We start from the raw sequence: 14,495 nt of genomic DNA, 5'->3' as shown, positions 1-14,495 counted from the left end.
AGCTGTTTGGGTGTAAATTTAGAGATAATGGAGCCATCTTTTTTACCTAGTTCAATAGCCTTCAGCAAGAGATCAAGGTTTTCCTGGTGAATGCTTTCTGCTTCAATACCAAAGGAACTCTGTGATTCTTCGCTATCATTTTTCGGTTTATTCTCTTCATAGGTGATATCAAAGAAAATGATATTATTGAAAGACTTTCTATGATGAATAAAAAAAGTGAAGAATGTATTGCTGATGGCAACAACTTTTTGGAGTCCAGTTATATCTTTTACGCATATAGAAGTTAATTCTTTATTAAGTTTATTAACTTCTTTAAGGATGACGGCATTGAAGAGATCATTTTTATCGGTAAAATACTGATATAAATTTCTTTTACTATAGCCAACATTATTGGCAATGATATCCAGAGTAGTAGCTTCATATCCATTTTCGTTGAACAATTCTTCAGCAAGATCAATAATCCTGTTTTGTTTTGAGCGCTTTTCCCACTCTTTTCTTTTCTTAATTTCCAAACCAACTCCTGCTTTTTACATTAATCACAATAACAAAAAAAATGAACCGCAATTCTGTCAAGTGTGAAATAGGAAGCTCAAACAAATAGTTTATTTCAATTTCTGTCAGTCAAATTAGCTAAAATAATGGATTAAGTGGATTTAAGAATAAATTCACCATAATGATTAATAATACAATATCAGGTAGTATAGTAAATGATCGTGTATAGCATTTCATTTGAGTGAAATTTAATACTTGACACCAGATTTACTAAACACAATTCCTGAAACATTAAAAAATGAAATAAGGAGAGTATTATGGGCAAAGTTTCGATCACGTTAAATGGATCAGATGTAAAAAACCTTTATCCCGCAGTAACAATAGGCGTATCGGCGGCAGCAAGTGGAGATGATGTGATATTATTTGTATTACCATCAGCCCTTCCGGCCTTCGTAAAGGGTGCATTTGCAAAATTAGATGAAAAGGCAGTAAATCTTCCCAATCTGGTAGAGATGTTTGAGGGATTGATGATGCTTGATGCCAGAATCCTGATTTGTGAATTAGGATTTGGAGTACACAATTTAAAAGAAGAGGACTTAATAGAGGGGACTCAGATAGTGGGAGCCACTACCTTTGTAGCCGAAGCCATGGGATCAGACCTTACATTTTCATTTTAGACAATTAGAGAAAACGATAAAAATTAAAACCGGGTAACAATGCCAAATGTAAAATATGGCTGTCAAAAAACCGGAACTACTAAATAGTTAGAGTATATAAAAAAAACCACAGGAGGAAAAATGGAAGTGAACGAAAAATTAGATTGTAAGGGTCTTTCATGTCCAATGCCCATCATCAAATTAAGTAAAGTGATGAAGAAAATGAAGAGTGGAGAAGTTCTGGAAATGCAGGGAACAGATCCTGGTTCAAAGACAGATGTACCTGCCTGGTGCAACAAAACCGGTAATGAATTCCTGGAACAAAAAGAAGCAGATGGAGCGTTCATCTTTTACATAAAAAAAGCGTAAAGGAGAACCTATGTTTAAGAAGGGTATATTAAGAGAATTATTTGACAGTTTGTTCAGCAAATCCTGGCCCATGTGGGTCGGTGGCATTTTGCTGGCAATACTAAGCACATTATTATTTGTGATCAAATATCCCTGGGGAGCCAGTGGTGGTTATGTGAACATTGGTCAGAATCTATTTCAGTCTTTGGGCATCACCAACCTGGGAACCGGGACACCTATCAATATGCATACGGTAGCTTTACTCAATATTTTCATTATAATCGGGGCATTTATATCTGCCCTGTTTTCTCGCGAATTCGGAATCCGGATAGCTCCTGTGGGAGAACTGGTAAAAGGATTAATTGGTGGAGCTTTGATGGGAATAGGAGCCACAGTAGGTATTGGCTGTACCACCGGTGGATTTTTTTCTGGAGTGGCAGCTTTATCTGGAGGAGCATTATTTTTATCATTAGGTTTTTTGATAGGAACCATTTTGGCTTTGAAATATCTGCTTTGGGAAATGGAGGCATTACCCAATATCAGTATGGGCAAATCCTGCACATTGCTGGCAGGTAACAAGCCAAAAACCGGCTGGCAAAGATGGCTGGGCTGGATACTGATTGCAGTAGTGCTTTACATTGTAAACAGTTACACAACCAGAGGTGGCAGCAATATGAAAGTATTAGGCTGGCACATATTGATAGCATTAATCCTTGGTATAATCCTGCAAAGATCACGTTACTGTATTGTGAGAGCATTTCGTGAACCCTTCATGACCGGAGAAGCAACAGCACCAGTAGCGATAATTATCAGTGTTCTGGTAGCATTAATGGGATTCACTGTCATCAAATATTTTGGTGTGGGAAATGCTGGAGAAATAGCAGTGAGAACAATAGAGCTGAAATCAGTATATGCTAATTTCTGGCTACGTGCCCTGATCGGTGGGATCATCTTTGGTTTAGGTATGACGATAGCCGGAGGTTGTGCTGTGGGAACTCTCTGGCGAGCTGGAGAAGGTCACGTGAAATTATGGTTTTCTGCTATTGGCTTTGCGATCATGGCACCAATATCAAAGGGTTTCATAGTACCCTTTGTCACAAAGCTTATTCCCGAGTCTCTTGCAAAGCAGGTATTCTTACCTGATAGCCTGGGTTATACAGGAGCTGTAGTGCTGGTATTATTTATATTGCTGTTGTGGTATATCTTTGTGAAGTGGAATGAGAAAACAGGCAAGTTTTCAGCATTATAAAGGAGAACATGATGAAGACATTATATATAATAAGTTTTATGATACTCCTTCTTGTATTTAGTGGTTGCGGTAAAGGTTTTTCTGAAGGTGGATATTTTACCGACGGTAAAGCAATGGCAGCAGAAGCCAAAGCCGGGATCACTGAGATAACTCATGAAGAATTACGAGTAAAGATGGAGGGCGGAGAATTACGAGTTTTGATAGATGTACGTGAACCTTCGGAATTTGAAGAGGGATATATCAATCAGGCAAATGATGATTTTGAATTTCCCTATCCCGAAACTTTCACGGTAAATATACCTCGAGGTATTCTTGAATTAAAAATGGGAGATAAGCAATATTGGGATGAAGAATTATGGCTTGATATGCCTCCTATAGATGAAGAGGTTGTGATTTACACTCAAACCGGTAAACGAAGTGCTTTAGCAGCCCAGGCATTATTGCAACTGGGCTATAATAATGTAACCAGTCTAAAGGGTGGTTATAGAAAATGGTTAGACCCAAATGCCCCTGAAGAAGAAGCCGTAAAGAGTTCAGGTGGATGCGGATAAAAAAGGAGAAAAAATGAAGAAAGGAATTTTAATTTTATTGATTGCCCTCATTTCTGTAATGATGATGGTTAGTTGCTCAAAGGACGACGAAGATAATAATGTAGAGCCTACAGAAAGCAACTTTGAGATTTTGGTTAATTACATGAACAGTAATGGTATGACAATTGACGAACTGCTCACCGGCTGGATTGTGGCTCCAGATTCAACACTTTATGCAAATATTGGTGACTATTATGTAATGGACCTCCGTAGTGCTGACTATAAACCAGCAAATGGAGTACCCGACTATGATGACGGTCACATAGAAGGTGCCGTACTTACTTCCTCCGCAACAATTATTGCTGATGCTGCAGCCGCTGATGGAAAACCAATCATCGTGGTCTGCTGGACTGGGCAGTCTGCCGGATTTAGCGTAATGGCTCTGCGTTTAAGTGGATATGATGCCAAGTTATTAAAATATGGAATGAGTGGCTGGCATACAGATTTTGATTTGTGGTCCGGCAACATCAACACAATTGATAGTGAAAATTGGGTAGCAGCACCCGGAGATATTGCTGAAGATATGATTTATGAAATGCCAGATCTGGTTGCTGATGGTGAAACCGGAGAAGAGATTTTAGCAGAAAGAATTGACGCAATGCTTGCTGGTGGATTCAAAGGTGTTAAAGCTATTAATGATGGAGCTGGAGTTCTTGAAGTACCGGAGAATTTCTTCATCAACAATTACTGGGCTGCTGATGATGTGGTATTATACGGAAATATCGTTGGTTCGCATCGCATCAAACCTCTTGTTCTAGAAAACCTTGATCCTGATGAACAAATAGTAACCTATTGCTGGACAAGCATGACATCATCATTGGTTTCCGCTTATCTTATCGTGCTTGGCTATGATGCAGCAAGTTTGAGATTTGGCGTTAACGGCATGATATTTGATAATCTGGCAGTTGAAAAACAATGGCCAGGTTCTGCTGATCTTACATACGTTCCGACACGATAATTAGTTAATTAAATATGGGTCAAGGCAACAAAGCCTTGACCCCATTTTACAGGTTAGAAGGAGAATAGATGAAATACAGAATATTATTTTTATTATTTCTTTTTACGATAACAAGCTTAATATATGGTCAAGGCTGTATGGAAGCTTCTTCAGATGAAGGTGTAAGTGTAGTTGGTTATATCCAGGCTCAGTATGAATACGTGTTCCAGGATTCTACTGATGATACCAGTGCTTTCACCTTTAATCGGGTAAGATTTGGTCTGGTTGGAAGTATTCCTTATGATATCAGTTATTATTCAATGTTTGAATTCAGCCCTAATAAAGATGGGGCACCTTATCTGCTGGATGGTTTTATTACCTATTCACGTTTAGACCCCTATTTAAAGATTTCTTTGGGTCAGTTCAAGTCACCTTTCAGTCTGGAATTAAATACTCCCTGCCAGGGACTTCATACTATTAAGCGTTCAGAAGTGGTTAGTGTTTTAACCAGTCCAGACAGAGATCGTGGAGTCCTGTTTAATGGTCACTACGGAGAGATGTTGAAATATGCATTTGCCTTCACCAATGGAACTGGAAGAGATAGTCTTGAAAATAATCAGAATAAAGTTTTTGCCGGTAGAGCAGTTGTTACTCCAATTGAATATTTAAGTATTGGTGCAGGTTATAAAACGGGAACTTCCCCTCCAATGGAAACCACTGTGGAAGATGAAGATGAAATGACACGCATGTCTTTTGATGCTGAGATCAAATACGGTGATTTACTGGTTCAGGGTGAATATATTACTGCCGAAGATAAAGGTTCTCATCTTGAAGTTGTTGGTGATGGCTGAGAGGGAGTTACCGAGGTGGTCCTCGGTTCAGTAAAACGTGCCGGTTTTTGGGCACAGATAATGTATATGACCCCCTGGAATTTACAGCCGATTGTTAAATATGAACAATTTGATCCCGATACAGATGACGAAAATACTACCCCAGCAAAAAGCCTTCACAAAATAACAACTTTTGGTTTTAACTACTTTTTAAATGACTGGACACGTTTGCAGGTAAATTATCTTTATAAAGCAGAAGAAGATCATGAAAAAGCCAACGATGAGATAATAATGCAATTACAGGTAAAATTTTAATATCTGAAGGGGACGAAAATGAGAAAAATACTATTAACCACCCTATTTATCCTAATTGGAATTCAGTTTCTATTTGGGGGTTTGATAGAAGCAAAAGCACTGGCAAAAGCAGTAAAATCTGAAGATATTATCATTGTTTCTGCAAGAAGTGCTTCAGATTACAGTTCCAAGCATATCAAAGATGCTGTGAATCTTTATCACCAGGATCTTTATGAAGCCGATGGTGTGCCTTCCATGTTGAAATCACCCGAGGAAATCTCTGTAATTCTGGGTTCCAGGGGTATAACTACGGATAGCAAAGTAGTAGTTTATGATGATGGGGCAAATAAGGCAGCAGGAAGAATTTACTGGATCCTTCAATATATGGGCGTAAAAGATGTAAATATCCTGAATGGTCATATAAAGAGCTGGATGAAATCAAGGCTTCCGGTAACTGGCAAAGCAACAGAGATCACACCGGTAAGCTTTGTTCCGAATATCAATGATGAGGTCTATGCTTCAATGTCATATGTGCAGGCTAATAAAGACAGAGCTGATCTGGTTCTGGTTGATGTTCGCAGTCTGGATGAATTTAACGGTATCGATACAGATGCCAATATCAGCCGTAAGGGACATATTCCCGGTGCATTGCACATTGAATACAAGAATGTTCTGAATGAAGATGAGACCTTGAAATCAAAAGATGAGATCATGGCTGCCCTGAGTGCAGCAGGCATTAGTGGAGATAAAGAAATTATCTTGTATTGTGCCAGCAGCGTACGGGCAGGAATTGTTTATATGGCTCTGAAATCTGTTTTGGAATTTCCCAGGGTTCGAGTATATGATGGTGCATATTATGAATGGCAGTCAGTAGATGCCAATCCTGTAGAATAGATATTTGAGATCAGGGAGTAGCCACTCCCTGATCTTTTTCTTTTTTTTTAGCGGGAGGATAGGATGTTATCAGGAAGAACTAAAAGCTTCAAGGATTTATACAATGAAGTAATCATAACTGAGCGATGTAATCGCTGCGGTGGATGTGTGTCTTTTTGTAGTGCTAACAATTTAGGAGCTCTTGAGTTTGGTGAAGACGGATATCCAAGATTTGCAGATCAGAGTAAATGCCTGGAAGGAGGATTGTGCTATCTTCTTTGTCCCCAGATAGGAATACTTGATGAGGATATTAAAGATACATATAAGTGGAAGTATCCTCAAGGCAACTGGGAGGAGATATTTTCATCCCGCTCAACAGATGCTAATATTCTGAAGGCTGCAACTGATGGTGGCGTTGTGAGTTCATTACTAAATTACATGCTGGATAACCATATAATAGATGGAGCGATAGTATCCCACAATGATCTAGGTGTACGCACTCCGACAATAGCTTATACTCGAGATGATGTCATTAATGCTGCCGGATCTTTCTTTACAGAAGCATTTCATCTTGATAAACTGGGTGACATATACGCATCTAAATATCAGGTGATAAGTGTAATTAATGAAATAACCACCAGGGAGCGAAACGTAAAGAAGCTTGCACTTGTGGGGACCCCGTGTCAAATTCATACGATACGGAAAATGCAGGAATTAAACATAGTCCCGTCAGATCTGATAATATTCACAATAGGCCTTTTTTGTATGCAGTGTTTTACGCTTGAAGACCTTGTGAAGCGTGATTTTGCAGCCAAGCACAACATAAATATTGAAGATATAGAAAAAGTTAATATAAAAGAAAAGCTTATATTGCAAATGAAATCTGGGATAACAATAAATATTCCACTAACTGAAATCGAACAAATTGCAAGACCGGCATGTCTTGCCTGCTCAGATTTTGCCAACGATTATTCTGACATTTCAGCAGGAGGCTTAGGCTCAGATGATGGCTATACAACCATTATGGTTAGAAGCACGATTGGCAGAGAAGTATATTCCGGGGCACTTAATAAAGGCTATATAGAAAACGCAGGAGATGAACCTCTTTTTCAAAATAATACAGATAACAAGAAAATTAAAAAATTGATACATGAATACGCAGAAAAAAAATATCAACGTGCCCAAAGACATGGTACTATTAAAAAGAACTAGTTTATGTGGTATCTTGGAGCACTTAAAGATTATCTCAGAGGAAATTTATTCTTGACAGATAATAAAAAAATGGATTATAGAAATTATTGGCTGCGAATATTGATCACGTATCCGTAGCTTGATTTAATAGAGCTTTCCCAAAAAAAAATAAACGGAGGAAACATGGCTGTAAAAACATTAAACTGCGTTGGGTTAAAATGCCCACAACCTATTTTGAAAGTAGTGGCTTATATTCCAAATATGGAAGAAGGCGATATACTGGAAGTACTAGCCGATTGTCCTTCCTTTCCCACAGATATCCAGGCATGGTGCAATCGCACTGGCAAAACTTTGATGTTTTGTATGGATGATGGGACAGGAACACATTCAGCACAAATTCAGTTTTAGTTATTAGAAAGCGTATCTTAGGGTACGCTTTCATTTTTTACCTTAAGCTTATGGGCTTCTCTGATACTGGAAGGGAAAATATTTTGATCATTGTATTGGAGATTAATTATTAAAATAATAAGAAAAATAGAGGACACATGGAAACTAAGGAATTTAAACCCCGGATAGTGGGTTTTCTGTGTAACTGGTGCACCTATGCGGCAGCAGATATGGCGGGAGCATCCCGCAAAGATATTTCACCATCCTTGAATGTGATACGAGTAATGTGTTCGAGCCGGATAGACCACAATCTATTATTAACAACATATTTTAATGGTGCTGATGGCATCCTGGTAGCTGGCTGACATCCTGGAGATTGTCATTACCAGGTTGGTAATTATTATGCTCGACGCAGATATGCCCTTTTAAAAAAAGTGATGGAAACTTTGAAATTAGAACCAGAGAGGCTGCAATTATCATGGATTTCTGCCTCCGAGGGTAAACGCTATATTCAGGTTGTTAATGAATTTTCTGATAAAATAAAGCAGCTTGGACCAAATCCTTTGATTAAGGCTGAACAATTTTAAGAAAAATATAAACAATAAGGAAAACTCATGAATCCTAAAGAAACAGTATTGGTCATAGGCTCAGGAATTGCCGGGATGGAAGCGAGTTTGATGCTGTCAAAAGCCGGGAAGAAAGTATATCTTGTAGAAAGATTACCCCTGATTGGTGGAAACGTGATCAAGACCGGTGAAAGCTTTCCAAATATGGAGTGCTCCACCTGCCTGGTAGCTCCTATCCAGCAGGAGATATTGCAGGATAAAAATATTGAGGTTCTCACTGTAAGCAACGTTCAGTCAGTTAGTGGAAAAGCAGGAAATTTTGATGTAACCATCCTTAAAAAAGCCAGATATGTAAATATAAGTGCCTGCCTTGGCTGCGGAATGTGTTATCCTGTATGCCCAGTATCTCAACCCAATAATTGGGAACAGGGGCTTGTTGAGAAAAAGGCGATCTATGTGGAATGTGCTGGTTCACTTCCTAATGTTCCTGTGATAGATTCAAAATTATGCTTGAGATTAAATGGCACAGAGGAATGTAATTTATGTACTGAAGCATGTATGTTTGGAGCAATAGATTTTAGTGAACAAGATGCATTGATCGAGATCAAGGCAGGGGCAATTATAGCTGCAACCGGCTTTGACACAATAGATGCATCTAAAATAGAGAATCAGGGATATGGGAAATATCCGGGAGTATTTACAGCATATGAACTGGAACGGTTACTTGCTTCTAATGGTCCCACGGAAGGAAAATTGCGGCTTCGAGATGGTGAAACCAAACCGGAAACAGCAGCGATCATCCACTGTACCGGAAGAGATTTGGTAGGTTATTGTTCAAATGTGTGCTGCTCATATTCAGCACGTCATGCCCATTTTATGAAAGAAAAACTGCCTGAGATAAAAATCTATGATATTTATACTGATCTTTGTTTACCGGATAAGCATTTCCAGAAGCTGAATACAGAAATTCGAAAAACAAAATCAACTTATATTTATCAATCAGATCCCCAAAAACTGGTGATAGAAGAGAATGCCGGGAAGCTTAAACTTAATTATCTGAATAATGAGCAAAAGTCAACCAGTTTAGATGTTGATATGGTAATCTTGACCACAGCTATCAAGCCAGCGGCAGGGATGCCTGAGCTGGCAGAACTTTTAGGAATAAATCTTGATAAATATGGTTTTCTGCAAACACAGGAGGGTAGTATCGGATCAATTTGCACCAATCGCTCAGGTATATATGCAATTGGTTGTGCAGAAGGTCCTAAGGATATACCATCCAGTGTGGTTCAATCTTCAGCAGCAGTGGCACAAGTTATGAATTTATTGGAAAACTAAGGCGGAGTGATGTCAGATAAAATAGGAATTTATGTTTGTGAATGCGGACCAAATATTGCCAGTAAAGTAGATATAGAGCGGATAGTAGCAGAGATTTCAGCTTTGGAAGATATGAAAGATATAGAGCTGGTAGTAAAACCATATAAACTGCTCTGTTCAGTAGCCGGTAAAGCCTATTTGGAAGAAGAGATAAAAGCAAATGATCTTACACACTTAGTGTGTGCAGCCTGCTCACCGCGTGTTCATGACAGCACATTTAAGGAAGTCTGCAAGAAAGCAGGATTGAATCCTTACATGTATAAGATCGTGAATATTCGTGAACAGTGTGCCTGGGTAATTTCTGATAAAGAAGAAGCGACTGATAAGGCAATTCAATATATTCATTCCGGGATAGGCCGTGTATTATATCAGGAGCCTTTAATAGAAAAGCAGTTAGAGAGCAATCCAGATGTACTTGTGATAGGAGGTGGGATTGCTGGAATGGAATCTGCCTTAAATCTTGCGGGTAAAAACCGGAGAGTATTTTTAGTAGAAAGAGAAGAAGAATTAGGCGGGAAAGTTGTTAATTACAAAAGGTTATTACCACGTCAGGGGATTACGGTATCATCGATACAGAATAAAATATCAGAACTAAATAAAAATCCTTTCATTAAGGTCTTCACATCCACGGAATTAGAAAAGATAGTAGGTTTTCTGGGGAATTTTGAGATAATATTAAAGCATAACAAAAGCGGTGAAGAGATAGAACTGCTGGCAGGTGCTGTTATTCTGGCAAATGGAAGCAAGGAAGCAGACCCGCATGACTTCCAGGGAAATGAATATTCAAAAGATGATGAAGTTTATACTGCTCTGGAAATAGAGAAGATGTATAATCAAACCGAAAAAATTACTATGAAGAATGGAAACATTCCTCAGTCAGTAGCCCTGGTGCATTGCATTGGCAGAAAGGAAGTGGGTTATTGCTCCAAAGTCTGCTGTAACTATCTGGTTAAAATTACTGATTATCTAAAAGAACTGTCAGAAAAGGTTAAAATCACTGACCTGTTTGATGATATTTGTCTGCCTGAAAAAGAAGATCAGGAATATTATGAAAAAGTGATGACGCAAGTAAAATCTGTAAGGATAACAAATTCCCGGGTGGAAGGCAGTGAACTTCATTATACCGAGATCAGCGGAAAGGAATCGGTAATTAAACCGGATATGATAATTTTAGCTTCAGCTCTTTTACCATCAGAAGAAAATGTTCACTTTGCTGATATTTTGAATATTGATCAGCATGAGTCAGGTTTTTTTCTGGAGTCCCATATTAAGATCAAGCCTGTGTCAACCAATACAGATGGTGTATTTGTGGTGGGATCAACTCGGGGAGCCTGTGGAATTTCTGATGCAGTATTACAGGCACAGGCAGCAGCGGGAAATATACTCACTCAATTGATCCCGGGTCAAAAGATCATTCCTGAAGTAATGGTTTCTGAAATACTGGAAGCGTATTGTACCGGGTGCAAAACCTGTCTTGAGGTTTGTGTTTTTGGGGCGATCTATTTTGATGAAGAACGAGGAATATCGGTAGTAAATGAAGCGATATGCAGAGGGTGCGGAAATTGTGTGGGTAGTTGTCCTTCGGGTTCGATCCGTACTCGACATTTCACTAATCCTCAAATATATCAGGAAGTTAAGGAAGCATTAAGATAATGTTATATCAAGAATATAAATCAGGATTACGAGGAGTATTAAATGACTGAAATTCCTCAGAAGGGAGTATTGCTTAACTCTGAAAAAGGGGTTCAGAACTCAATATTAGCTTTTTTGAAAGCTGCAGCAGAAAAAAAGGTATTTGATGCCATAATGATGCCAATGAAAGTTCCTTCAGGGGATTCTTTTGCCTGGATCATGATAAAAGATTTGGTGTGGTTAGATAATGTAACCCCCTTAGCTCCAATAATGCCGGTGAATGCAGCAAAAGCAGTTAAAAGATTTACGCGCAAAGGTGAAGGCAAAAACAAAATTGCTATACTTATTAGACCTTGTGAAGTTAGAGCCTGTGTGGAATTAACAAAACTAAATCAGATCAAGACAGAAGATTTAATAATATTCAGTTATGACTGCCCCGGAGCATTACCTATGCAGGACTATATAAAAGATCCTGATTGGGGCGACAGCGAATTTGAGAAGTTATTAAGTAATAATATCTGGAATTCTGATCAAGTGAAACCGGTTTGCAAAATCTGCGATAAATTCTCCTTACCAGCCAGTGATCTGCATTTTGGTAGAGAAGATGACCATTTGCTGTTAATTGCCAATAGTGAAAAGGGATCAGAATTTATTTCAGAGATGAAGCTGGAAGCAAAGGAAGAATTGAGTGGTTGGAAAAAGTATATTGAAGGAATTACCAGTAAGCGTCTTTCAGCAAAAGAAGAAACTTATAAAGTAATAAAAAATAAAGTGGAAGGTTTAGATAATCTACTGAATACATTTGCTGAGTGCATCGGCTGCCATAATTGTCAAAGTGCCTGCCCAATCTGTTATTGCCGTCAATGCTACTTCGATTCTGTGGTGTCAAAGCCCAATTCAGATATTGTATTAATGAGAGCAGAGCAAAGAGGCGGAGTGTCATTACCGCTTGATAAATTAATGTTCCACACTGGCAGAATGGCTCACATGAGCCTTTCCTGCATATCCTGCGGATTGTGTTCAGATGCCTGCCCAGTAAATATTCCAGTAGCAAAAATATTCAGTTATGTAGCAAGTGAAACTCAAAAAACCTTTGAATATACTGCAGGAGAAAGTTTTGGAGATGCTCTGCCTATGAAAGAATATAAACCGGAAGAATTGGGTGAATTAGGTGATCTGGTTAATAGCGCAGGAATTCAGGAGGGTGATCATGAATAAATATATCAAGCTTAATATAGATCGCTCTGAGGCAATAAAAAAATTTCTTAAAGAATTACTGGAAAATGATAAAATCAGTAGTGTATTATCTCTTAGAAAACATAAAAATGGTAAAGTGGATTATGGATTAACTTCAAGTGTAGATTTATTAGATAATATAGTACCTTTTTATCCGTATATGCCAGCGAATGCGGGACAACTTATGGGCAGATTTACTCCTCTGGAAAAGCCTATTGCTGCTGTAGTGAAGCCCTGTGAATTTCGGGCTTTTGTGGAGATGGTAAAAAGAGAACAGGTAAAAAGGGATGATTTCATTGTCATCAGTTACAGTTGCTCAGGAGTGTATCCTCTCAAAATTAACGCAGCTCAGGAAATTGATGAAAAGCTGGCGAATTATCAACAGCAGGTAGCAAATCAGGAAATTCCAGAAGGAATAAGAAGTTCCTGTACTGGCTGTGAGCATATCAATCCCCATGAAGCGGATATTTATATCTCAGTTTCTGGAGAATCAGATAATGATTTGAAAGCTTATTTGAGAACAGATAAGGCAATTGAATTGATGGAATTCTGGCATGGTCAGTCAGAAGATAAAGAGTTTGATGAGTCTTTACTGGAAAAACTGATGCTAAAAAGAAAAGAAGCCAAAGAAGAACTATTTGCTGAAGTGGACACCAAAGATACTGGTCTGGATGGTTTGATCGATATTTTTGGCAGATGTATTGGCTGCCATGGCTGCAATTCAGTATGCCCGATCTGTTATTGTACTCTCTGTGATTTTGATTCCTTTAATTATGATTACAACAGACAGATACTGGAAAAGGAACTTGAACAGAAAGGTGCTTTGAGATTACCGCCTGGCACACTATTCTTCCACTTAGGCAGGCTTTCACATATGAGTTTTTCCTGTGTGGGCTGCGGAATGTGTTCTGATGTGTGTCCCGCAGATATACCAGTAGCAAGTGTATTTAAGAAAACTGGAGAGGCAACAGCAGCCATGTTTGACTTTGTGGCAGGAAGAAGCGTAGCAGAAGAGATTCCAGTAATGATATATAAAGAAGAAGAATTTCCTGAACTTGGAGAATAAATTATGAATGAAGAATTTTCACCCAAGATATTAAGTTTTTTATGTAAATGGTGTTCCTATACCGGAGCAGATCTGGCGGGTATAAACCGGATGCAGTATCCTACTGCAATTTTACCGATAAAAGTGATGTGTTCCAGCCGTGTAGATCCAGTTTTCCTGATCAAATCCTATCTGCGGGGAGCAGATGGAATTCTGGTAGGTGGCTGACATCCTGGTGATTGTCATTACCAGGTTGGTAATTATCATACTCGCAGAAGAACAGCTATAGTGAAGCAAATATTCACAACCCTTGGTTTGGATGAGGGTAGAATACGTCTTACCTGGATATCAGCTTCTGAAGGTCAGAAATTTGCCCAGGTTGGTAATGAGTTTACTGATAAGATCAAAGCGATGGGTGGAAATTCTACTCAAAAGCAAATATTTTTGTAAGTATCGAGGAAGAATATGAGTCATAAAAGCAAATCAGTAATGGTGGTAGGAGCAGGGATAGCTGGGATTCAGGCATCGCTTGATCTGGCAGAGATAGGATTACAGGTACACTTGATCGAAGAATCAGCCTCAATTGGTGGAAGAATGCCGCAGTTGGATAAAACCTTTCCAACCAATGATTGCTCAATGTGTATCCTGGCACCTAAAATGAGTGAATGTGCCCGTCATCCTAATATTAAAATTTATATAAAAACAAATATTTCATCTGTTGAAGGTGACCCGGGAAACTTTACTGTGAAAGTTCTGCAGAAAGCAAAATATGTGGATCCGGTTAAATGTGTT

18 protein-coding genes are annotated in these 14,495 nt (G+C 38.7%); 17 read left to right on the top strand and 1 reads right to left on the bottom strand.

The window, feature by feature from the left end:
- On the bottom strand, positions 1–512 hold a 512-nt coding region (locus tag RAO94_14220), incomplete at its 3' end, for a TetR/AcrR family transcriptional regulator (protein ID MDP8323498.1).
- A gap of 297 nt (positions 513–809) precedes the next feature.
- On the opposite strand from RAO94_14220, the gene RAO94_14215 reads away from it, so the two are divergent.
- From RAO94_14215 to RAO94_14135, 17 genes are all read left to right on the top strand, one after another.
- Positions 810–1,169: a DsrE/DsrF/DrsH-like family protein gene (locus RAO94_14215; protein MDP8323497.1), complete on the top strand. Its 360-nt coding sequence runs from the start codon at positions 810–812 to the stop codon at positions 1,167–1,169.
- A 120-nt stretch (positions 1,170–1,289) separates the two neighbouring features.
- Positions 1,290–1,517 carry a sulfurtransferase TusA family protein gene (locus tag RAO94_14210; GenBank protein ID MDP8323496.1) on the top strand — a complete coding sequence of 76 codons (228 nt, stop codon included), beginning with the start codon at positions 1,290–1,292 and terminating at the stop codon, positions 1,515–1,517.
- Positions 1,518–1,527: 10 nt separating this feature from the next.
- Positions 1,528–2,745: a YeeE/YedE thiosulfate transporter family protein gene (locus RAO94_14205; protein ID MDP8323495.1), complete on the top strand. Its 1,218-nt coding sequence runs from the start codon at positions 1,528–1,530 to the stop codon at positions 2,743–2,745.
- Between the two features lie 8 nt (positions 2,746–2,753).
- A complete protein-coding gene (locus tag RAO94_14200) occupies positions 2,754–3,296 on the top strand; it encodes a rhodanese-like domain-containing protein (protein ID MDP8323494.1) in 543 nt (180 codons plus the stop codon).
- A 13-nt stretch (positions 3,297–3,309) separates the two neighbouring features.
- On the top strand, positions 3,310–4,293 hold the full coding sequence (locus RAO94_14195) for a rhodanese-like domain-containing protein (GenBank protein MDP8323493.1): 984 nt from the start codon (positions 3,310–3,312) through the stop codon (positions 4,291–4,293).
- Positions 4,294–4,361: 68 nt separating this feature from the next.
- Positions 4,362–5,123 (top strand): porin, encoded by a 762-nt coding sequence (locus tag RAO94_14190; protein MDP8323492.1) that lies wholly within the window; start codon positions 4,362–4,364, stop codon positions 5,121–5,123.
- A gap of 15 nt (positions 5,124–5,138) precedes the next feature.
- On the top strand, positions 5,139–5,417 hold the full coding sequence (locus tag RAO94_14185) for a porin (GenBank protein ID MDP8323491.1): 279 nt from the start codon (positions 5,139–5,141) through the stop codon (positions 5,415–5,417).
- A gap of 18 nt (positions 5,418–5,435) precedes the next feature.
- Positions 5,436–6,290: a sulfurtransferase gene (locus RAO94_14180; protein MDP8323490.1), complete on the top strand. Its 855-nt coding sequence runs from the start codon at positions 5,436–5,438 to the stop codon at positions 6,288–6,290.
- Between the two features lie 63 nt (positions 6,291–6,353).
- A complete protein-coding gene (locus RAO94_14175) occupies positions 6,354–7,481 on the top strand; it encodes a Coenzyme F420 hydrogenase/dehydrogenase, beta subunit C-terminal domain (protein MDP8323489.1) in 1,128 nt (375 codons plus the stop codon).
- Positions 7,482–7,643: 162 nt separating this feature from the next.
- Entirely contained in the window at positions 7,644–7,868 is a 225-nt protein-coding gene (locus tag RAO94_14170; GenBank protein MDP8323488.1) for a sulfurtransferase TusA family protein, read from the top strand.
- Positions 7,869–8,005: 137 nt separating this feature from the next.
- A complete protein-coding gene (locus RAO94_14165; GenBank protein MDP8323487.1) occupies positions 8,006–8,434 on the top strand; it encodes a hydrogenase iron-sulfur subunit in 429 nt (142 codons plus the stop codon).
- A gap of 27 nt (positions 8,435–8,461) precedes the next feature.
- Positions 8,462–9,751 (top strand): FAD-dependent oxidoreductase, encoded by a 1,290-nt coding sequence (locus RAO94_14160; protein ID MDP8323486.1) that lies wholly within the window; start codon positions 8,462–8,464, stop codon positions 9,749–9,751.
- Positions 9,752–9,760: 9 nt separating this feature from the next.
- On the top strand, positions 9,761–11,443 hold the full coding sequence (locus tag RAO94_14155) for an FAD-dependent oxidoreductase (protein ID MDP8323485.1): 1,683 nt from the start codon (positions 9,761–9,763) through the stop codon (positions 11,441–11,443).
- A gap of 42 nt (positions 11,444–11,485) precedes the next feature.
- The gene (locus RAO94_14150; GenBank protein ID MDP8323484.1) at positions 11,486–12,640 is read left to right on the top strand and encodes a 4Fe-4S binding protein; all 1,155 of its coding nucleotides are present in this window, start codon (positions 11,486–11,488) and stop codon (positions 12,638–12,640) included.
- Positions 12,633–13,724 carry a 4Fe-4S dicluster domain-containing protein gene (locus RAO94_14145; GenBank protein MDP8323483.1) on the top strand — a complete coding sequence of 364 codons (1,092 nt, stop codon included), beginning with the start codon at positions 12,633–12,635 and terminating at the stop codon, positions 13,722–13,724. Before RAO94_14150 ends, RAO94_14145 begins: the two co-directional genes overlap by 8 nt.
- A 3-nt stretch (positions 13,725–13,727) precedes the next feature.
- Positions 13,728–14,153 (top strand): hydrogenase iron-sulfur subunit, encoded by a 426-nt coding sequence (locus RAO94_14140; GenBank protein ID MDP8323482.1) that lies wholly within the window; start codon positions 13,728–13,730, stop codon positions 14,151–14,153.
- Positions 14,154–14,168: 15 nt separating this feature from the next.
- The coding region (locus tag RAO94_14135) for an FAD-dependent oxidoreductase (protein MDP8323481.1) at positions 14,169–14,495 on the top strand (327 nt) is incomplete at its 3' end.

Source organism: Candidatus Stygibacter australis (assembly GCA_030765845.1).
GTDB lineage: Bacteria > Cloacimonadota > Cloacimonadia > Cloacimonadales > TCS61 > Stygibacter > Stygibacter australis.
Note: the sequence above shows the minus strand (reverse complement) of the source record. Positions and strands in the feature narration are given on the sequence as shown.

Coding starts and splice junctions, on each gene's coding strand:
- RAO94_14215 (MDP8323497.1), top strand. CDS start 810: ATGGGCAAAGTTTCGATCACGTTAAATGGATCAGATGTAAAAAACCTT.
- RAO94_14210 (MDP8323496.1), top strand. CDS start 1,290: ATGGAAGTGAACGAAAAATTAGATTGTAAGGGTCTTTCATGTCCAATG.
- RAO94_14205 (MDP8323495.1), top strand. CDS start 1,528: ATGTTTAAGAAGGGTATATTAAGAGAATTATTTGACAGTTTGTTCAGC.
- RAO94_14200 (MDP8323494.1), top strand. CDS start 2,754: ATGATGAAGACATTATATATAATAAGTTTTATGATACTCCTTCTTGTA.
- RAO94_14195 (MDP8323493.1), top strand. CDS start 3,310: ATGAAGAAAGGAATTTTAATTTTATTGATTGCCCTCATTTCTGTAATG.
- RAO94_14190 (MDP8323492.1), top strand. CDS start 4,362: ATGAAATACAGAATATTATTTTTATTATTTCTTTTTACGATAACAAGC.
- RAO94_14180 (MDP8323490.1), top strand. CDS start 5,436: ATGAGAAAAATACTATTAACCACCCTATTTATCCTAATTGGAATTCAG.
- RAO94_14175 (MDP8323489.1), top strand. CDS start 6,354: ATGTTATCAGGAAGAACTAAAAGCTTCAAGGATTTATACAATGAAGTA.
- RAO94_14170 (MDP8323488.1), top strand. CDS start 7,644: ATGGCTGTAAAAACATTAAACTGCGTTGGGTTAAAATGCCCACAACCT.
- RAO94_14160 (MDP8323486.1), top strand. CDS start 8,462: ATGAATCCTAAAGAAACAGTATTGGTCATAGGCTCAGGAATTGCCGGG.
- RAO94_14155 (MDP8323485.1), top strand. CDS start 9,761: ATGTCAGATAAAATAGGAATTTATGTTTGTGAATGCGGACCAAATATT.
- RAO94_14150 (MDP8323484.1), top strand. CDS start 11,486: ATGACTGAAATTCCTCAGAAGGGAGTATTGCTTAACTCTGAAAAAGGG.
- RAO94_14145 (MDP8323483.1), top strand. CDS start 12,633: ATGAATAAATATATCAAGCTTAATATAGATCGCTCTGAGGCAATAAAA.